This is a genomic window from Streptomyces sp. NBC_00354, from assembly GCF_036106915.1.
In the GTDB taxonomy this organism is placed as follows: domain Bacteria; phylum Actinomycetota; class Actinomycetes; order Streptomycetales; family Streptomycetaceae; genus Streptomyces.
Map to the genome: position 1 here is coordinate 6,271,569 of NZ_CP107983.1, position 17,210 is coordinate 6,288,778.

Sequence of the window (17,210 nt, forward strand, 5' to 3'; positions counted from 1 at the left end):
CTGTCCATGGCAGACACCACCGCGGACACCGCAGACAAGAAGCAGGACCGGAAGGCCGCGAAGCTGGCCAAGCAGATCGGCGCGTTCGCCAAGGAGCACGGCGGCGCCGAGGGCCAGATCGCGCACATGGGCCAGGCCGGTACCCGGATCGTCCTCGTCGGCACGGACGGCGGCTGGGGCGACCTGGTGGCCCCGACCTACGCGGTGGCGCAGCTGGCCGCCGAGAAGGCCGGCCTGACCGTCCACGAGGAGTTCGACGGCGAGTTCGCCGCGCGTGTGAAGACCGGCCCGTACGAGTGGTCGCGGATGGCCGGCATCCAGCTCGGCGGGGCGGCGAACCCGGCGGCCTGACGCCCTGACGCCCTGACGGTGTCGTGCTCCGGCGGGGGTTTCGCCCCTTCGGTGGCCGCTCGGTCAACAGCGCGAGCAACACCTCACACCCCGCTCACCCGTTAGGACGTGTGGAAGCCCCTTCCTCACGTCCGCAACGGGATGCCCGGATGATCGAAACGCCGCCCCTGGTGGACCAGTACTGCCACGGAGTGCTCCGCACGGAACTGGGCCTCGGTACCTTCGAGGCCCAGCTGATCCGCTCGGCCGGCCCGCCCGCCGCCGGGACCACCTTCTTCGACACCCAGACCGGTTTCGCGGTGCGCCGCTGGTGCCCGCCGCTGCTCGGGCTGGAGCCGCACTGCGCCCCCGCCCGGTACCTGGCCCGGCGGCGCGAGCTCGGCGTGGTCGAATCCGGGCGCAGGCTGCTGCGCGGCTCCGGCGTCGCCGCCTATCTGGTCGACACCGGAGTGCCCGGGGACCTCACCGGCCCCAAGGAGCTGGCGCTCGCGGGGGACGCCGACGCCTTCGAGGTCGTACGGCTGGAGCTGCTGGCCGAGCAGGTCGCCGACACCTCCGGCACGGTCCCCGCCTTCCTCGCCAACCTCGCCGAGGCCGTCCACCACGCCGCCGCGGGGGCCGTGGCCTTCACCTGCGGTGCGGACGCGGGGTATCCCGCCGTCCTCGGCCGCGCCCCCGAGCCGCCCGGTCCGGGCGAGGTGCGCGGGGCGGCCGGACGGTGGCTGGCCCGGCGCTCCAAGGGCGGGGCCGTCCGGGACCCCGTTCTGCTGCGGCACCTGCTGTGGAGCGCGGTGGCGACCGGGCTGCCGCTCCAGTTGCACACCGGGGCGGGCGCGGGGGAGCCGGGGCAGCGGCCGGAGCAGGCCGATCCGGCGCTGCTGACGGAGTTCGTACGGGCCACCGCGGGGCTGGGGACCCGGCTGGTGCTGCTCGGCGGATACCCGTACCACCGGCACGCCGCCCAGCTGGCGGCGGCCTTCCCGCACGTCCACGCCGATCTCGGCGCGGCGCTCGGGCAGAGCGGGCCGCGGGCGGCGGGGGTGCTGGCCGAGGTGCTCGAGCTCGCCCCCTTCGGCAAGCTGCTGTTCTCCAGCGGCGGGCGCCGGCTGCCCGAACTGCACGCGGTGGGCGCCCTGGTGTTCCGGGAGGCGCTGGGCCGGGTGCTGGGCGGCTGGGTCGTGGAGGGCGCCTGGTCCTGGCGGGACGCCGAGCGGGTGGCGGCCATGATCGCGGCGGGCAATGCCCGGCGCGTCTACCGGCTGGACGAGCGCGGGTGAAGGGGGAGCCCGGGAGTCCGTCCGGGAGCCCGGGAGTCCGCCCGGGCCGGCGCCCGGGCGGCCCCCGTGGCTCAGACGGAGGAGAGCTGCGTGTCGGCCTGAGCCGGGATCTCCGCCTGCGCCGCGGGCCGCTCCCGCAGGCTCAGCGCCATGCGGACCACGGCGATCCACACCAGGCAGGAGCCGAGCATGTGGGCGGCGACCAGGGCCTCGGGCACGTGGGTGAAGTACTGGACGTAGCCGATGCCGCCCTGGGCGAGCAGCACGATCAGCAGGTCACGGGCGCGCGCCCGGGTGTCGGCCGGAGCGTCGACCACGCGCAGCACCAGCCACATGGCCACGGCGAGCGCGCACACCACCCAGGCGGAGATCGCGTGGACGTGGGCGGTGGCCGCCCAGTCGAACGGCATCCGCTTGATCTCGCTGCGGTCGCCCGCGTGCGGACCGGAACCGGTGACCACCGTGCCCGCGGCGATCAGCACCAGCGTGGTCGCGATCAGCGCCCACGAGAGCTTGCGCACGGGACCGGGCACGCGCGGCCGGGGAGCGCCGTCGCCCTCCCGGGTGCGCTGCCAGGTGACCGTCGTGACGGTGATCAGCGAGGTGGCGAGCAGGAAGTGCCCGGCCACGCTGTACGGGTTGAGCCCCGTCAGGACGGTGATGCCGCCGAGGACCGCGTTGCCCATCACGATGTAGAACTGGAGCCAGCCGAGCCTCGTCAGCGAACGGCGCCACGGCTTGGCCGAGCGGGCCGCGATGATGAACCAGCCGACGGCCGCGCTGAGCACATACGTCAGCATGCGGTTGCCGAACTCGATGGCCCCGTGGAAGCCCTGCGCCTGGGTCACGATCAGGCTGTCGTCGGTGCACTTGGGCCAGGTGTCGCAGCCGAGACCGGATCCGGTCAGCCGCACCGCACCGCCGGTGACGACGATGAGCACGCTCATGACGAGCGCGGCGAACGCGGCCTGCCGGACGATCCGGGGTGACGGAGTCCAGCGGCCTGCGATGTAAGCGAGAGGGGTCAACACGGGCCTTATCGTACGCGGAGCCTTGTGCAAACTTTCACGAGGGGGTCCCGGCCGGCCTGCCCGTGGCTGCATCGGGCCCGACGACCAGCCGGAACCGGGCCCCGGCGGGGTCGCCTTCCTCGTGCCACCAGACGTGTACGCGCCAATGGGCGCCGTCGCCGGGGTAGTCCGCGGAACCCGTGAACCCGTGCACCAATTCGGTGCCTACGTCGTCGGCTGTCCTGTTTCTTACTTCTGCCCCGCTGCGCCAAGGATGTCCCTGTACGTTCCACAGCCCGTCAGGACCGCGCACCTCGAAGCGCCACACCGCGCGCCAGGGCGTGACCTCCAGCATCGTGCGCACCTGTTCGGCGCCGAGGTGCAGCCGGGCCGCGATCTCGGGTTCGGCCACCCCGTGGATCCTGGCCGCCACCACGGCCCGCGGCAGCAGGGGTTCGGGCAGCAGGCCCCGCGCGCGCAGGTTCACCACGGAGTCGAAGGACAGGAAGCGCAGGCGCAGTTCCAGCTGGCGGCCGATGTGGTCGAGGGCCTCCTCCGCCTCCTGGGCCTCCTCCGAACCGGGGTCCGCGAGCAGCAGTTGGCGGAAACCGCCCTCCGCGTCCACCGCCCACGCCACCGCCTCCTCGGCGGAGCCCAGCTCCGCGAGACGGTCCCCGAGGAACACCTTGGCCTGCGCGAGGCCGCGCCGGTTGACCGGATCGTGCTGGTCCAGGCCCGCCCAGACCTCGATCGCCGCCCGGGTCAGGTCCCGGGCCCGCTCGCCCGCCGCCCGCTCCATGGCGCTCGGGCCGGTCTCGGCCGCCGGGCCGAGCGGGTAGCGGGGCAGCCGCTCCCCGTCGCTCAGCGGCCAGGACAGCCAGACCCCCTGGTTGATCAGGCCCCGGGCGTACCAGCGGGCGTACTCCGGGGCGTGCCCGGCGGCCTGCTGCGCGGACCGCAGCCCCTCCTCGACGGCCGCCAGGGCCCCGGCCCGGTCGCCGCCGGCGAACCGGCGGGCCGCCAGGTCACCGAGGCGAAGGCCGAGCCGCGCCGCGCACTCCGGATCGGTCCGCGCCGGTCCGCGCAGTGCGCCGATCAGCTCCGTCAGCAGGGCCTCGGCCTCCGCGGGCGCCGCCCGTGCGGCCCCCGACCGGATCCGTGCCCATTGAGCGTCCAGCCGTAGAACGTCTTCCCGCTGCGCCATGCCCGCCCCCCGGCGTCCTGGTGTGCACCGCCCCCGCGGGGCGGCGCCCATCCTCCTGCCAGGCCAACGTACGGGGGCAGGGATTCACTCCCAGCGGAACAGCTTCGCGGCGGCGCCGAGCCCGAGCACGGCCCAGGCGGCGAGCACGGCCGCGTCCCCCCAGGGCAGCGCGGCCCCGTGCTGGAGCACCTCACGCAGCCCGTCGGACAGCGCCGAGATCGGCAGCAGGCCGAGTACGGACTGCACGGCGCCGGGGAACTTCTCCATCGGCACGATCACCCCGCCGCCGACCAGCAGCAGCAGGAACACCAGGTTGGCGGCGGCCAGCGTGGCCTCGGCCTTCAGGGTGCCCGCCATCAGCAGCCCGAGCCCGGAGAAGGCGGCCGTGCCGAGCAGGACCAGTGCGGCGACCGCGAGGGGGTTGCCGTGCGGGGACCAGCCCAGCGCGAAGGCGATCACCGTCAGCAGCGCGATCTGCAGCACCTCGGTGACCAGCACGGACAGGGTCTTCGAGGCCATCAGAGCCCACCGCGGCAGCGGCGAGGCGCCGAGCCGCTTGAGCACCCCGTAGCGGCGGTCGAAGCCGGTGGCGATGGCCTGGCCGGTGAAGGCGGTGGACATCACGGCCAGCGCCAGGATGCCGGGCGCGAGGAAGTCCACCGACTTCTCTGCGCCCCCCTCTTGAACGGGCACGGTCACGATGTCGACAGCGGAGAACAGCACCAGCAGCAGCGCCGGGATGATCACGGTCAGCAGCAGCTGCTCCCCGTTGCGCAGCAGCATCCGCGTCTCCAGCGCCGTCTGCGCCAGGATCATGCGGGACACGGGCGCGGCCCCCGGATTGGGGGCGAACGTACCGGCGCTCATGCGCGCAGCTCCTTACCGGTCAGTTCCAGGAAGACGTCCTCGAGGGTGTGCCGCTCCACCGAGAGGCTGTTCGGCATCACCCCGTGCTGCGCGCACCAGGAGGCGACGGTGGCCAGCAGCTGCGGGTCCACGTCGCCGGTGACCCGGTAGACGCCCGCGCTGAGCTCGGCGGCCTCGGTGCCGTCGGGCAGCGCCTTCAGCAGCGAGCCGAGGTCGAGGGCGGGCCGGCCGGTGAAGCGCAGGGTGTTCTCGGCGCCGCCGCGGCACAGCTGCTCGGGGCTGCCGTGGGCGATGACCCGGCCAGCGTCGACGATGGCGACCTCGTCCGCGAGCTGCTCGGCCTCGTCCATGTGGTGGGTGGTGAGGACGACGCAGACCCCGTCGGCGCGCAGTTCCCGTACGAGCTCCCAGGTCGCGCGGCGGGCCTGCGGGTCCAGACCCGCGGTCGGCTCGTCCAGGAAGACCAGCTCGGGCCGGCCGACCACGGCCATGGCGAGGGCCAGGCGTTGCTGCTGGCCGCCGGAGAGGCGGCGGTAGGCGGTGCGGCCGCAGCCGCCCAGCCCGAGCCGCTCCACCAGGACGTCCACGTCGAGCGGGTCGGCGTACAGCTTGGCCATGTGGCGCAGCATCTCGACGGCGCGGGCGCCGGAGTAGACCCCGCCGGACTGGAGCATCACGCCGATCCGCGGGCGCAGCGCCTCGGCCTGGGCGACCGGGTCGAGGCCGAGGACGCGGACGGTGCCGGCGTCGGGGCGGCGGTAGCCCTCGCAGGTCTCCACGGTGGTCGTCTTGCCCGCGCCGTTGGGACCGAGGACGGCGGTGACCGAGGCCTTGCGGACGGTGAGGTCCAGGCCGTCCACCGCGGTTCTGGGTCCGTACCGCTTCACCAGTCCGCGGATCTCCACGGCGGGGTCATTGCTCATGCGGGTGAGTCTACGGAGCCGGAGAAGGGGGCCCGGGCGGCGGGGGAGGCCGCCTGCCGCGGGGCGGCCGCAGGCCGGTTCCGTGCAGGTGGCAGGGGGTGCAGCCTCACTCTCCGTGGATAGATTAGGTAACCCTTAGTGATGGAGGCCACCAGGAGTGGCGTCGGTCACGGCTTGTCGGAGCTCGACTAATTACGCAACAATGGCGTTGTGAAATACGGCGAACGGATGATCGAGACCCCCCAGGGGGAACTCGCTACCGGGGAGCGGTCAACCCGCAACCGGGTCGCGCGCTCCATCCTGGACCACGGTCCGTCCACCGTCGCCGACCTCGCCGCGCGTCTCGGCCTCACCCAGGCCGCCGTCCGCCGCCACCTCGACACGCTCGTCGCCGACGACGTGGTCGAGCCCCGTGAGCAGCGCGTCTACGGCACGCGTACCCGGGGCCGGCCCGCCAAGGTCTTCGCGCTGACCGACTGCGGCCGCGATGCGTTCGACCAGTCCTACGACTCGCTCGCCGCGGACGCAATGCGCTGGATCGCGCAGGCCGCCGGCGGAGGCGAGCAGGGCGAGGCGGCCGTCGCCGCCTTCGCCAGGGCGCGGATGGAAGCACAGGCCGAGACCTACCGGGAAAGCCTGGACGCCGCGGCCCCCGCGGAGCGCACCGAGGCCCTTGCCAAGGCGTTGACCGCCGACGGGTACGCTGCTACGGCGAAGAGCGCTCCCGGTCCGCACAGCGGTGAACAGCTCTGCCAGCACCACTGCCCGGTCGCCCATGTCGCCGAGCAGTTCCCGCAGCTCTGCGAGGCGGAGACCGAGGTCTTCTCCCGCCTGCTCGGGACGCATGTGCAGCGCCTCGCCACGATCGCCCACGGCGACGGGGTGTGCACCACGTTCATCCCACGAGGCGCGGGCACCGCACAGACCGACACATCAGCATCTGCAAGTACGGCCGGGAGGAACCCCGCATGACCACGGAGACTGCTCACCCTGAGCTCGATGGCCTGGGCACCTACGAATATGGCTGGGCCGACTCCGACGCGGCCGGCGCCGCTGCCAAGCGGGGTCTGTCCGAGGACGTCGTGCGCGACATCTCGGCCAAGAAGAACGAGCCGGAGTGGATGCTGAAGCTCCGCCTCAAGGGCCTCAAGCTCTTCGGCAAGAAGCCCATGCCGACCTGGGGCTCCGACCTCTCCGGCATCGACTTCAACAACATCAAGTACTTCGTGCGTTCGACCGAGAAGCAGGCCGCTTCGTGGGAGGACCTGCCGGAGGACATCAAGAACACGTACGACAAGCTCGGCATCCCGGAGGCGGAGAAGCAGCGCCTCGTCGCCGGTGTCGCGGCCCAGTACGAGTCCGAGGTCGTCTACCACCAGATCCGCGAGGACCTGGAGGAGCAGGGCGTCATTTTCCTCGACACGGACACCGCGCTCAAGGAGCACCCGGAGCTCTTCCAGGAGTACTTCGGCACGGTCATCCCGGTCGGCGACAACAAGTTCGCGTCGCTGAACACCGCCGTGTGGTCGGGCGGCTCGTTCATCTACGTGCCCAAGGGCGTCAAGGTCGACATCCCGCTCCAGGCCTACTTCCGTATCAACACGGAGAACATGGGCCAGTTCGAGCGGACGCTGATCATCGTCGACGAGGACGCGTACGTCCACTACGTCGAGGGCTGCACCGCCCCGATCTACTCCTCGGACTCGCTGCACAGCGCCGTGGTCGAGATCATCGTGAAGAAGGGCGGCCGCTGCCGCTACACGACCATCCAGAACTGGTCGAACAACGTCTACAACCTGGTCACCAAGCGCGCCGTGGCGTACGAGGGCGCGACCATGGAGTGGATCGACGGCAACATCGGTTCCAAGGTCACCATGAAGTACCCGGCCGTCTACCTGATGGGCGAGCACGCCAAGGGCGAGACCCTGTCCATCGCCTTCGCGGGCGAGGGCCAGCACCAGGACGCCGGCTCCAAGATGGTCCACATGGCGCCGAACACCTCCTCCAACATCGTCTCCAAGTCGGTGGCGCGAGGCGGCGGCCGCACCTCGTACCGCGGCCTGGTCGAGATCGGCGAGGGCGCCCACGGCTCCAAGTCGAACGTGCTCTGCGACGCGCTCCTGGTCGACACCATCTCCCGCTCGGACACGTACCCGTACGTGGACGTCCGCGAGGACGACGTCTCCATGGGCCACGAGGCCACCGTCTCCAAGGTCTCCGACGACCAGCTCTTCTACCTGATGAGCCGCGGTCTGACGGAGTTCGAGGCCATGGCCATGATCGTGCGCGGCTTCGTCGAGCCCATCGCGCGCGAGCTGCCCATGGAGTACGCACTGGAGCTGAACCGGCTGATCGAGCTGCAGATGGAGGGCTCGGTCGGTTAACACCGACCGCCCCCTACGTCCCGCACCAGTCTTTACGAGAGAGAGCAACACGACAGCCATGGCTGAGGCTCAGAACATTCCGGCGGGTTCGACCACCGCCGGCGCGATCGCGGTGGCCGCCGAGTCCACCGTCGCCACCCGGATGAGCGCACCCCCGTCCTTCGACGTGGCGGACTTCCCCGTCCCCCACGGCCGCGAGGAGGAGTGGCGGTTCACCCCGCTGGCGCGTCTGCGCGGTCTGCACGACGGCACCGCGGTCGCCAACGGCACCATGAAGGCCCAGATCGACGCGCCCGAGGGCGTCACCGTCGAGTCGGTGGAGCGCGGCGACGCGCGCATCGGCAAGGCCGGCACCCCGGTGGACCGGATCGCCGCCCAGGCGTTCTCGTCCTTCGCCAAGGCCACGGTCGTCACCGTGCCCAAGGAGGCCGTCCTGACCGAGCCGGTGCGCGTCTCGCTGCACGGCGAGGGCGGCACGACCTTCGGGCACACCGTCTTCGACGTACAGGCCTTCGCCGAGGCCGTCATCGTCATCGACCACACCGGTGACGGCGTGCGCGCCGCCAACGTCGACTTCCTCGTCGGCGACGGCGCCAAGCTCACCGTCGTCTCCGTGCAGGACTGGGACGACACCGCCGTCCACTGCTCCCAGCACAACGCGCTGATCGGCCGCGATGCGACCTTCAAGTCGATCGTGGTCACCTTCGGCGGCGACGTCGTACGCCTGCACCCGCGGGTCAGCTACGCGGGCCCCGGCGGCGAGGCCGAGCTCCTGGGCCTGTACTTCACGGACGCCGACCAGCACCAGGAGCACCGCCTCCTGGTCACGCACGACGCCCCGCACTGCAAGTCCCACGTGGTCTACAAGGGTGCGCTGCAGGGCGAAGGCGCCCACGCCGTCTGGATCGGTGACGTCCTCATCGAGAAGAGCGCCGAGGGCACCGACACCTACGAGATGAACCGCAACCTCGTCCTCACGGACGGCGCGCGGGTCGACTCGGTGCCGAACCTGGAGATCGAGACCGGCGAGATCGTCGGCGCCGGCCACGCCTCCGCGACCGGCCGCTTCGACGACGAGCAGCTCTTCTACCTGCAGGCCCGCGGCATCCCGGCCGACGATGCCCGCCGCCTGGTCGTGCGCGGCTTCTTCGCCGAGCTCGTCCAGCAGATCGGTGTCCCGGACATCGAGGAGCGCCTCCTCGCCAAGATCGAGACCGAGCTCGGGGCGTCCGTCTGATGACCTACGTCAAGGCATGTGCGCTGAGCGAGCTGGAGGAGAACACCCCGAAGCGGGTGGAACTCGACGGCACGCCGGTGTCCATCGTCTCCACCGAGGGGGAGGTGTTCGCGATCAACGACATCTGCTCGCACGCGAACGTCTCGCTCTCGGAGGGCGAGGTCGAGGACTGCATGATCGAGTGCTGGCTGCACGGGTCCTCCTTCGACCTGCGCACCGGCAAGCCCTCCGGTCTGCCGGCGACCCGCCCCGTATCCGTTTACCCCGTAAAGATCGAAGGGGACGACGTGCTCGTCTCCCTCACCCAGGAGTCCTGAGGTATCCATGGCAACGCTTGAAATCCACGACCTGCACGTCTCCGTCGAGGCCGAGAACGGCGCCCGCGAGATCCTCAAGGGCGTCGACCTCACCGTCAAGCAGGGTGAGACGCACGCCATCATGGGTCCGAACGGCTCCGGCAAGTCCACCCTGGCGTACTCGCTCGCCGGTCACCCGAAGTACACCATCACCGGTGGCACCGTGACCCTCGACGGCGAGGACGTCCTGGAGATGACGGTCGACGAGCGCGCCCGCGCCGGCGTCTTCCTCGCCATGCAGTACCCGGTCGAGGTCCCCGGCGTCTCGGTCTCCAACTTCCTGCGCACCTCGGCCACCGCCATCCGCGGCGAGGCCCCGAAGCTGCGTACCTGGGTGAAGGAGGTCAAGTCCGCGATGGAGCAGCTCCAGATGGACCCGGCCTTCGCCGAGCGCAACGTCAACGAGGGCTTCTCCGGCGGTGAGAAGAAGCGCCACGAGATCCTCCAGCTGGAGCTCCTCAAGCCGAAGATCGCGATCCTCGACGAGACCGACTCCGGCCTCGACGTCGACGCGCTGCGCCAGGTCTCCGAGGGCGTCAACCGCGTCCGCGAGACCGGTGAGGTCGGCACCCTGCTGATCACCCACTACACGCGCATCCTGCGCTACATCAAGCCCGACTTCGTCCACGTCTTCTCCGAAGGCCGCATCGTCGAGTCCGGCGGCGCCGAGCTCGCCGACAAGCTGGAGGCGGAAGGCTACGAGTCGTACAGCACGAAGGGTGGCGCGACCGCGTGACACAGCTGCCTGGCCTCCTCGACATCGAGGCGATCCGCAAGGACTTCCCCCTGCTGGATCGTGTGGTCCACGACGGGAAGAAGATCGTTTACCTGGACAACGCTGCGACCTCGCAGAAGCCGCGCCAGGTGCTCGACGCGCTGAACGAGTACTACGAGCAGCACAACGCCAACGTCCACCGTGGCGTGCACGTGCTCGCCGAGGAGGCCACGGCGCTGTACGAGGGCGCCCGCGACAAGGTCGCCGCCTTCATCAACGCGCCGAGCCGCGACGAGGTGATCTTCACCAAGAACGCCTCGGAGTCGCTCAACCTGGTCGCGAACATGCTCGGCTGGGCGGACGAGCCCTACCGGGTCGACCGCGAGACCGAGATCGCCATCACGGAGATGGAGCACCACTCCAACATCGTCCCGTGGCAGCTGCTCTCGCAGCGCACCGGCGCGAAGCTGAAGTGGTTCGGCCTGACCGACGACGGCCGGCTCGACCTGTCCAACATCGAAGAGGTCATCACGGAGAAGACGAAGATCGTCTCCTTCACGCTGGTCTCCAACATCATGGGCACGATCAACCCGGTCGACGCGATCGTCCGGCGCGCGCAGGAGGTCGGCGCGCTGGTGCTGATCGACGCCTCGCAGGCTGCTCCGCACATGCCGCTGGACGTGCAGGCGCTCGGTGCCGACTTCGTGGCCTTCACCGGCCACAAGATGTGCGGCCCGACCGGCATCGGCGTGCTCTGGGGCCGCCAGGAGCTCCTGGAGGACCTGCCTCCGTTCCTCGGCGGCGGCGAGATGATCGAGACCGTGTCGATGCACGCCTCGACGTACGCCCCGGCGCCCCACAAGTTCGAGGCCGGTACGCCCCCGATCGCCCAGGCCGTCGGCCTCGGCGCGGCCGTGGACTACCTGACCGCGATCGGCATGGACAAGATCGCCGCGCACGAGCACGCGATCACCGAGTACGCGGTGAAGCGCCTCTTGGAGGTCCCCGACCTGCGGATCATCGGCCCCACCACGGCCGAGGACCGCGGCGCCGCGATCTCCTTCACGCTCGGTGACATCCACCCCCACGATGTCGGTCAGGTCCTGGACGAGCAGGGCATCGCGGTCCGCGTGGGACACCACTGCGCGCGCCCCGTCTGCCTGCGCTACGGAATTCCTGCGACCACGCGAGCGTCTTTCTACCTGTACTCCTCTCCGGCCGACGTCGATGCACTGATCGACGGGCTGGAGCACGTACGGAACTTCTTCGGCTGACGAGGGCGACGAGGACGACGCAGTGAAGCTGGATTCGATGTACCAGGAACTGATCCTGGACCACTACAAGCACCCGCACGGGCGTGGCCTGCGCGACGGCGACGCCGAGGTGCACCACGTCAACCCGACGTGCGGCGACGAGATCACGCTGCGCGTGAAGTACGACGGCGAGACGCTCACCGACGTCTCGTACGAGGGCCAGGGCTGCTCCATCAGCCAGGCCAGCGCGTCCGTGCTGAACGAGCTGCTCGTCGGCAAGGAGCTGGCCGAGGCGCAGAAGATCCAGGGCGTGTTCCTGGAGATGATGCAGTCGAAGGGCAAGATCGAGCCCGACGAGGCCATGGAGGAGGTGCTGGAGGACGCAGTCGCGTTCGTCGGCGTCTCCAAGTACCCGGCTCGCGTGAAGTGTGCTCTGCTGAGCTGGATGGCCTGGAAGGACGCGACCGCCCAGGCACTGGGCGACGGCGCGGAGAGGAAGACGGCATGACCGAGAACGCGACGCCCGCCGAGGCGTCGATCAAGCCGGCCACCGAGGAGGAGGTCCGCGAGGCCCTCTACGACGTGGTCGACCCCGAGCTGGGGATCGACGTCGTTAACCTGGGCCTGATCTACGGCATCCACATCGACGACGCGAACATCGCGACCCTCGACATGACGCTGACCTCGGCGGCCTGCCCGCTGACGGACGTCATCGAGGACCAGGCGAAATCGGCGACGGACGGCATCGTCAACGAGCTCCGCATCAACTGGGTCTGGATGCCCCCGTGGGGCCCGGACAAGATCACGGACGACGGCCGCGAGCAGCTGCGCGCGCTCGGCTTCAACGTCTGAGCGACCTCGCTCCGCGAAGGGTCCCCGGCACTCCGTGCCGGGGACCCTTCGCGTTTTCCGGGAGCTCCCGGGAGGCCCTGCGTGTTCGTCCGGCGGACGATTGAAGTGCACCGGGAGTTGGCCACGGTGGCCGAACCTGCTCGACGGCCGTCACGGCGTGACGTGTGGTTCGCGCTCGGCTCGACTCGTGGGGACACCGATGAAGAAGCAGCTTGGTATCGCAGGGATCGCGGCGCTGGTCGTCGCCGGGACGGTCACGGTCGTGCCCGCGCAGGCGGTGACGTACGGGACGCCGACCATCAGCCTGTCCGCGCCGTACCTGTCCGGCGCCGTCGGCGCGGTCGGGGACCCCGTGGTGAACGTGACCGTGGGGCAGAGCGGCGCCGACGTGTCCGCGCTGACGGTCAGCGCCTCCGCGTCGAGCAAGGCCTCGGTCGCCGGTACGGGCGACGTGACCGTCACCGGGGCGGGGGCGGTGCGGCAGCTGGCCGTCACCGCGCGCGGCCGCGGCTACACCAACCTCACCGTCAAGGTGGCGGGGCTGGGCGGCAAGAGCGCCACCAAGACCCTGTCCTACGCCGCCTCGGCCGCCGTGCAGAACCCGGCCGACGCCCGGTACTTCACCGGGGCCTCGGACTCCTCGGCCGCCGTGGACGTGGGCGGCGGCTACACCGTGGTCGCCGACGACGAGAGCAACGTGCTGCGCCTGTACGACCGTTCCCGCTCGGCCGCTCCGGTCCGGACCTGGGACTTCAGCTCGCAGCTCGGCGTCACCAAGGAGGTGGACATCGAGGGGGCGACCCTGATCGGCAACACCATCTACTGGACGGGCTCGCTCGGCAACAACAAGGACGGCGAGTACAAGGCGCCCCGGAACACGGTGTTCACCACCACGGTGACCGGCTCCGGGTCGGGTACGCAGCTCGCGTACGGGCGCTCGTACAAGAAGCTCCGCGACGACCTGGTGGCCTGGGACACGGCGAACGGCAACCGCTACGGCTTCGCGGCCGGCACGGCGGCGGGCGAGGCGCCCAAGCAGATCGACGGCTTCAACGTGGAGGGGCTGGAGTTCGCGCCGGGCTCGACCACGACCGCCTACCTGGGCTTCCGCGCCCCGCTGGCCCCGGCGGTGCCGGGCGGCAAGGCGCTGATCGTGCCGGTGACCAACTTCGACAAGGTGCTCTCCAGCGGGGCCACGGCCACCTTCGGGGCGGGCATCGAGCTCGACCTCGGCGGGCTGGCGATCCGCGACATCCGCAAGAACGCGGCGAACCAGTATCTGATCCTGGCCGGCTCCTGGGCCGCGGACGACAACGCGGACCCGTACGCGCTCTACCAGTGGGACGGCGTGGCGGGCCACGCCCCGGTCAAGCGGGCCGACCTGCCGACGACCGACCCGGGCGGCTGGGAGGCCGTCGTGGACGTTCCGGACCTGTCGGTGGCGGGGGCGCGCGTGCAGCTGATCACGGACAGCGGTTCCGCGGACCTGTACGGGGGCGGGGTCGAGGCGAAGGACCTGACGCACCCGGAGTGGAAGAAGGCCCGTGCGGCCTGGTTCACGCTGAACTGAGCCTGAGGTAGGTGTGCAGGGCATGTGTACTCTCGTACACATGCCGTACGTACTGCTCGCCGCGGCCATCGCCGCCGAGGTGGCCGGGACCACCGCCATGAAGTTCAGCGACGGCTTCACGAAGCTGTGGCCGTCGCTGGGCACACTGGTCGGCTATGCCGTCGCCTTCACGCTGCTCGCGCAGACGCTGAAGTCGATGTCGGTGGGCACGGCGTACGCGATCTGGGCCGGGGTCGGCACGGCCGCCATCGCCGCGATCGGGATGGTGTTCATGGGGGAGGCGGCCACCGCCGCGAAGATCGCCGGGATCGCACTGATCATCGGTGGCGTGGTGCTGCTGAACCTGGGCGGGGCGCACTGATGGCCCCCGCGGGCACGGGCGGGCGCAGGTACGACCCGGACCGGCGGCAGCGGATCGTCGACGCGGCGATCCGGGTGGTGGGCGCCAAGGGCATCGCGGGGCTGAGCCACCGCAGCGTGGCGGCGGAGGCGGACGTTCCGCTGGGTTCGACCACGTACCACTTCAAGACGCTGGACGATCTGCTGGTCGCGGCGCTGCGACAGGCGAACGCAGGCTTCGTGCCGGTGCCGGCCGTCGACGACCCGGATCTGGCGGGGGCACTGGCGCGGCTGCTGGGGGAGTTCCTGACGGCCGACCGGGCGCGGGCGGAGCTGGAGTACGAGCTGTACCTGGAGGCACTGCGCCGCCCGGCACTTCGCCCGGTGGCGGCGGAGTGGGCGGAGACGGTCTCGGCGGCCCTGACCCACCGAGTGGACCCGCGGACGGCCCGGGCCCTGGTGGCGGTGATGGACGGCATCGGCCTCCAGGTACTGCTGACGGCGACGGAGTACGACGAGCCGTACACCCGCGAAATGCTCAGCCGAATCCTGAACTCCGGCCCCGCCGGCGTGTGAGGCCGGGGGTTCCGGGGGTGGAGCCCCCGGGGAGACGGTGAAAGGGCGGGGCGGGGAGGAAGTCCCGCGCAGCGGAACCCGCACCCGGCGGCGACGCTATTCGGCAGCCCGCACCGCGGCCAACGCCGCAGCGACACTGCCCTCGATGTCCCGGATCGGATAGATCACCTCCCGCACCACCCGCCCCCGATCCACCACCAGCGTCAACCGCTTCAGCCGGCTCACCCCCGCCGCCCGGAACGTCGGCAACCGCAACGCCACCGTCAGCGAAAGCTCCGCATCCGAGAGCAGCGGAAACCGCAGCCCCTCCGCCTCCGCGAACTCCCGCTGCTCATCGGGCCGCTGGGTGGACACCCCGTGCACCGTCGCCCCCGCCGCGGTGAACTCCGCCAGCTGGTCCCGGTACGTGCACGACTCGAACGTGCAGCCCTTCGCCCCCGGGATCCCCGCCCACCCCGGCGGGTAGGACTCGGCCCGGGCGTACGCGCCGGGGAAGCAGTACAGGACCGTGAACGGCGTGTCCGCCACCGGATCCCGGACCTCCCCGAACCGGTCCGGCAGCGCCAGCTCCGGCAGCCGCGTGCCGCGCAGCGCGTGCACCCGTTCCGCCTCCCGCGAGGGCTCCTCCGTCGTCGCCGTCATCTCTCCCTCTCCCAGGACCCACGCGTCTCCCCAGTCCTGGAGGGCCACCAGGACCGGCAGCAGCCCCCGCCCGCGCGGGGTCAGCCGGTACTCGTGCCGCACCGGACGTTCCTGGTACGGCTCGCGCGTCAGCACCCCGGCTTCGACCAGCAGCTTCAGCCGCTCGGCCAGCACCTTGCGGGACATCCCCAGCTCGCGCTGGAACGCGTCGAAGCGGTGCACGCCGCGCGCGGCATCGCGCACGATCAGCAGCGTCCACCAGTCGCCCACCACGTCGAGGGCCTGGGCGATGGCGCAGTCCGCGTCGTCGAGGTGTGTGCGCTGGGCCATGGGCACTCCTTTGTCCGTTGACCCAAGGCTGTCATGCTGACATAGTCCGTTCCCAAAAGGAACTAACCAGTGGCGCGGGGGGCGTGGTGCAAGGCTTCAAGGACGTGCCGAGAGCGGTGTGGCTGCTGGCGGCGGGCGTGTTCGTCAACGCCGTCGTCAGCTTCACCTTCGTCTTCGTCTTCCTGTACCTGACCGGCCCGCGCGGCCTCGGCGCCGCCCAGGCGGGCCTGGTCACCGGCATCGGCGGCGTCGGCCTCGTCGCCGGGAACTTCACCGGCGGCTGGTACGGGGACCGCTTTGGCCACCGCCGGGTGCTGCTCGCCGCCTCCACCGCCGGCGGCCTCGCCCTGATGTCCTTCCCGCTCCTGCCCACCGCCGCGCTCTACGCCGCCCTGCCGCTGGCCCAGTACGCCTCAGGCGTGGTCCGGGCCGCGAACTCCGCGCTGGTCGCCGTCACCGTCCCCGAGGGGGCCCGCCGGCAGGCCTTCGCCGTCGTCCGCTGCGTCTCCAACGGCGGCTTCACCCTCGGCCCGCCCCTCGGAGCCCTGATCGCGACCGGGCTCTCGTACGACTGGCTCTTCGTCTGCGACGGCCTCGGGACCCTGTTCTTCGCCCTCTGGACCGCGCGGGTCGTCCCCGCCCGCGGCGCCTCCCGCAATGCCGCCGCGGCCCCGGACGGGGGTCGGGGCCGCGGCCTGTGGGCGGAGCTGCGCGCCCGGCCCGCCGTACTCGTCCTCCTCGGCGCGATCCTGGTGACCGACCTCGTCTACCGCCAGCAGTACGGCACCTTCCCCGTCTTCCTGGCCGACCACGGACAGGGCACCCGGGCTTTCGGCCTCGTGATCGCCCTCAACGGCGCGGTCATCCTGCTGCTCGAGCTCCCGGCCGCCGTCGCGCTGCGCGCCCGGCCGCCGCTCCCGGTCATCGGGACCGGCCTGGTGCTGGTCGGGGCCGGGTACGCGGCGCTGCTGCCCGGGGTGGGGGTGACGAGCGCCGTGGTGATGATGGTGCTGCTGAGCCTCGGCGAGATCCTGTACAAGACCACCGCCACCGCGTACGTCGCCGACCAGGCGCCCGAGCACGCCATCGGGCGGTTCCAGAGCCTGTACGCGGGGGTCTCGGTCAGCGGTGTCGTCCTCGGGCCGCTCCTGGGCGGCGCGCTGTACGCGGCCGCGCCCGGGCTGCTGTGGCCGCTGTGCGCGGCGCTGGCGGCGGGCGCGGGCGGGGCGGTGCTGTGGGTGTCGGCGCGGCAGCGGCGACACGCGGGCCGACCGGCACATGAGACCGGTTCGCAACCGCAGGCCGTCGCCGGTTAGGTTTCGGA

At 71.3% G+C, this 17,210-nt stretch carries 19 protein-coding genes; 14 read left to right on the top strand and 5 right to left on the bottom strand.

Features of this window, described 5'->3' with window-relative positions; translation table 11 throughout:
- Window positions 1-6: 6 nt before the first annotated feature.
- A complete protein-coding gene (locus OHT74_RS28750) occupies window positions 7-351 on the top strand; it encodes a hypothetical protein (protein WP_266668188.1) in 345 nt (114 codons plus the stop codon).
- Window positions 352-500: 149 nt separating this feature from the next.
- Window positions 501-1,628, top strand: coding sequence for an amidohydrolase family protein (locus OHT74_RS28755; protein WP_266668190.1), 1,128 nt, complete (start codon window positions 501-503; stop codon window positions 1,626-1,628).
- Between the two features lie 71 nt (window positions 1,629-1,699).
- Here the strand turns inward: OHT74_RS28755 and OHT74_RS28760 are convergent, their stop codons facing one another.
- The 4 genes from OHT74_RS28760 to OHT74_RS28775 all read right to left on the bottom strand — a co-directional run bounded on the left by OHT74_RS28760 (window position 1,700) and on the right by OHT74_RS28775 (window position 5,632).
- Entirely contained in the window at window positions 1,700-2,689 is a 990-nt protein-coding gene (locus tag OHT74_RS28760) for a COX15/CtaA family protein (RefSeq protein ID WP_328621800.1), read from the bottom strand.
- A 4-nt stretch (window positions 2,690-2,693) separates the two neighbouring features.
- Entirely contained in the window at window positions 2,694-3,842 is a 1,149-nt protein-coding gene (locus OHT74_RS28765) for a hypothetical protein (RefSeq protein WP_266668194.1), read from the bottom strand.
- Between the two features lie 84 nt (window positions 3,843-3,926).
- Window positions 3,927-4,709: an ABC transporter permease gene (locus tag OHT74_RS28770; protein WP_266668196.1), complete on the bottom strand. Its 783-nt coding sequence runs from the start codon at window positions 4,707-4,709 to the stop codon at window positions 3,927-3,929.
- Window positions 4,706-5,632 carry an ABC transporter ATP-binding protein gene (locus OHT74_RS28775; RefSeq protein WP_266668198.1) on the bottom strand — a complete coding sequence of 309 codons (927 nt, stop codon included), beginning with the start codon at window positions 5,630-5,632 and terminating at the stop codon, window positions 4,706-4,708. Before OHT74_RS28775 ends, OHT74_RS28770 begins: the two co-directional genes overlap by 4 nt.
- A 228-nt stretch (window positions 5,633-5,860) precedes the next feature.
- Here OHT74_RS28775 and OHT74_RS28780 point away from each other — a divergent pair, with 228 nt between their 5' ends.
- The 11 genes from OHT74_RS28780 to OHT74_RS28830 all read left to right on the top strand — a co-directional run bounded on the left by OHT74_RS28780 (window position 5,861) and on the right by OHT74_RS28830 (window position 14,914).
- A complete protein-coding gene (locus OHT74_RS28780; RefSeq protein ID WP_266668200.1) occupies window positions 5,861-6,604 on the top strand; it encodes a helix-turn-helix transcriptional regulator in 744 nt (247 codons plus the stop codon).
- Window positions 6,601-8,016, top strand: a complete 1,416-nt coding sequence (gene sufB, locus OHT74_RS28785; protein WP_266630401.1) for a Fe-S cluster assembly protein SufB — start codon at window positions 6,601-6,603, stop codon at window positions 8,014-8,016. The genes OHT74_RS28780 and sufB overlap by 4 nt, the downstream gene beginning before the upstream one ends.
- Window positions 8,017-8,074: 58 nt before the next feature.
- Window positions 8,075-9,253 (top strand): Fe-S cluster assembly protein SufD, encoded by a 1,179-nt coding sequence (gene sufD, locus OHT74_RS28790; RefSeq protein ID WP_328621801.1) that lies wholly within the window; start codon window positions 8,075-8,077, stop codon window positions 9,251-9,253.
- Complete coding sequence (locus OHT74_RS28795; protein ID WP_328621802.1) at window positions 9,253-9,570, top strand: bifunctional 3-phenylpropionate/cinnamic acid dioxygenase ferredoxin subunit; 318 nt, start codon at window positions 9,253-9,255, stop codon at window positions 9,568-9,570. The genes sufD and OHT74_RS28795 overlap by 1 nt, the downstream gene beginning before the upstream one ends.
- 7 nt (window positions 9,571-9,577) lie before the next feature.
- Window positions 9,578-10,345, top strand: a complete 768-nt coding sequence (gene sufC / locus OHT74_RS28800; RefSeq protein WP_266668204.1) for a Fe-S cluster assembly ATPase SufC — start codon at window positions 9,578-9,580, stop codon at window positions 10,343-10,345.
- Window positions 10,342-11,598, top strand: coding sequence for a cysteine desulfurase (locus OHT74_RS28805; protein WP_266630408.1), 1,257 nt, complete (start codon window positions 10,342-10,344; stop codon window positions 11,596-11,598). Before sufC ends, OHT74_RS28805 begins: the two co-directional genes overlap by 4 nt.
- 22 nt (window positions 11,599-11,620) lie before the next feature.
- Window positions 11,621-12,085 (top strand): Fe-S cluster assembly sulfur transfer protein SufU, encoded by a 465-nt coding sequence (gene sufU / locus OHT74_RS28810; protein ID WP_030858995.1) that lies wholly within the window; start codon window positions 11,621-11,623, stop codon window positions 12,083-12,085.
- Window positions 12,082-12,429, top strand: coding sequence for a metal-sulfur cluster assembly factor (locus OHT74_RS28815; protein WP_030292256.1), 348 nt, complete (start codon window positions 12,082-12,084; stop codon window positions 12,427-12,429). The genes sufU and OHT74_RS28815 overlap by 4 nt, the downstream gene beginning before the upstream one ends.
- Window positions 12,430-12,628: 199 nt before the next feature.
- Window positions 12,629-13,999 (top strand): DUF3616 domain-containing protein, encoded by a 1,371-nt coding sequence (locus OHT74_RS28820; RefSeq protein WP_328621803.1) that lies wholly within the window; start codon window positions 12,629-12,631, stop codon window positions 13,997-13,999.
- Window positions 14,000-14,039: 40 nt separating this feature from the next.
- Entirely contained in the window at window positions 14,040-14,360 is a 321-nt protein-coding gene (locus OHT74_RS28825) for a DMT family transporter (protein ID WP_328621804.1), read from the top strand.
- On the top strand, window positions 14,360-14,914 hold the full coding sequence (locus tag OHT74_RS28830) for a TetR/AcrR family transcriptional regulator (protein ID WP_328621805.1): 555 nt from the start codon (window positions 14,360-14,362) through the stop codon (window positions 14,912-14,914). The genes OHT74_RS28825 and OHT74_RS28830 overlap by 1 nt, the downstream gene beginning before the upstream one ends.
- 96 nt (window positions 14,915-15,010) lie before the next feature.
- Here OHT74_RS28830 and OHT74_RS28835 read toward each other — a convergent pair whose 3' ends face one another.
- Window positions 15,011-15,886 carry a winged helix-turn-helix transcriptional regulator gene (locus OHT74_RS28835; protein WP_328621806.1) on the bottom strand — a complete coding sequence of 292 codons (876 nt, stop codon included), beginning with the start codon at window positions 15,884-15,886 and terminating at the stop codon, window positions 15,011-15,013.
- An 86-nt stretch (window positions 15,887-15,972) separates the two neighbouring features.
- On the opposite strand from OHT74_RS28835, the gene OHT74_RS28840 reads away from it, so the two are divergent.
- Entirely contained in the window at window positions 15,973-17,202 is a 1,230-nt protein-coding gene (locus tag OHT74_RS28840; protein ID WP_328623414.1) for an MFS transporter, read from the top strand.
- Window positions 17,203-17,210: the final 8 nt, after the last annotated feature.

Excerpts from the sequence above, each read along its gene's own strand:
- OHT74_RS28750 (WP_266668188.1), top strand. The coding sequence starts at position 7 with ATGGCAGACACCACCGCGGACACCGCAGACAAGAAGCAGGACCGGAAG.
- OHT74_RS28755 (WP_266668190.1), top strand. The coding sequence starts at position 501 with ATGATCGAAACGCCGCCCCTGGTGGACCAGTACTGCCACGGAGTGCTC.
- OHT74_RS28765 (WP_266668194.1), bottom strand. The coding sequence starts at position 3,842 with ATGGCGCAGCGGGAAGACGTTCTACGGCTGGACGCTCAATGGGCACGG.
- OHT74_RS28770 (WP_266668196.1), bottom strand. The coding sequence starts at position 4,709 with ATGAGCGCCGGTACGTTCGCCCCCAATCCGGGGGCCGCGCCCGTGTCC.
- OHT74_RS28775 (WP_266668198.1), bottom strand. The coding sequence starts at position 5,632 with ATGAGCAATGACCCCGCCGTGGAGATCCGCGGACTGGTGAAGCGGTAC.
- OHT74_RS28780 (WP_266668200.1), top strand. The coding sequence starts at position 5,861 with ATGATCGAGACCCCCCAGGGGGAACTCGCTACCGGGGAGCGGTCAACC.
- sufB (WP_266630401.1), top strand. The coding sequence starts at position 6,601 with ATGACCACGGAGACTGCTCACCCTGAGCTCGATGGCCTGGGCACCTAC.
- sufD (WP_328621801.1), top strand. The coding sequence starts at position 8,075 with ATGGCTGAGGCTCAGAACATTCCGGCGGGTTCGACCACCGCCGGCGCG.
- OHT74_RS28795 (WP_328621802.1), top strand. The coding sequence starts at position 9,253 with ATGACCTACGTCAAGGCATGTGCGCTGAGCGAGCTGGAGGAGAACACC.
- sufC (WP_266668204.1), top strand. The coding sequence starts at position 9,578 with ATGGCAACGCTTGAAATCCACGACCTGCACGTCTCCGTCGAGGCCGAG.
- OHT74_RS28815 (WP_030292256.1), top strand. The coding sequence starts at position 12,082 with ATGACCGAGAACGCGACGCCCGCCGAGGCGTCGATCAAGCCGGCCACC.
- OHT74_RS28820 (WP_328621803.1), top strand. The coding sequence starts at position 12,629 with ATGAAGAAGCAGCTTGGTATCGCAGGGATCGCGGCGCTGGTCGTCGCC.
- OHT74_RS28825 (WP_328621804.1), top strand. The coding sequence starts at position 14,040 with ATGCCGTACGTACTGCTCGCCGCGGCCATCGCCGCCGAGGTGGCCGGG.
- OHT74_RS28830 (WP_328621805.1), top strand. The coding sequence starts at position 14,360 with ATGGCCCCCGCGGGCACGGGCGGGCGCAGGTACGACCCGGACCGGCGG.
- OHT74_RS28835 (WP_328621806.1), bottom strand. The coding sequence starts at position 15,886 with ATGGCCCAGCGCACACACCTCGACGACGCGGACTGCGCCATCGCCCAG.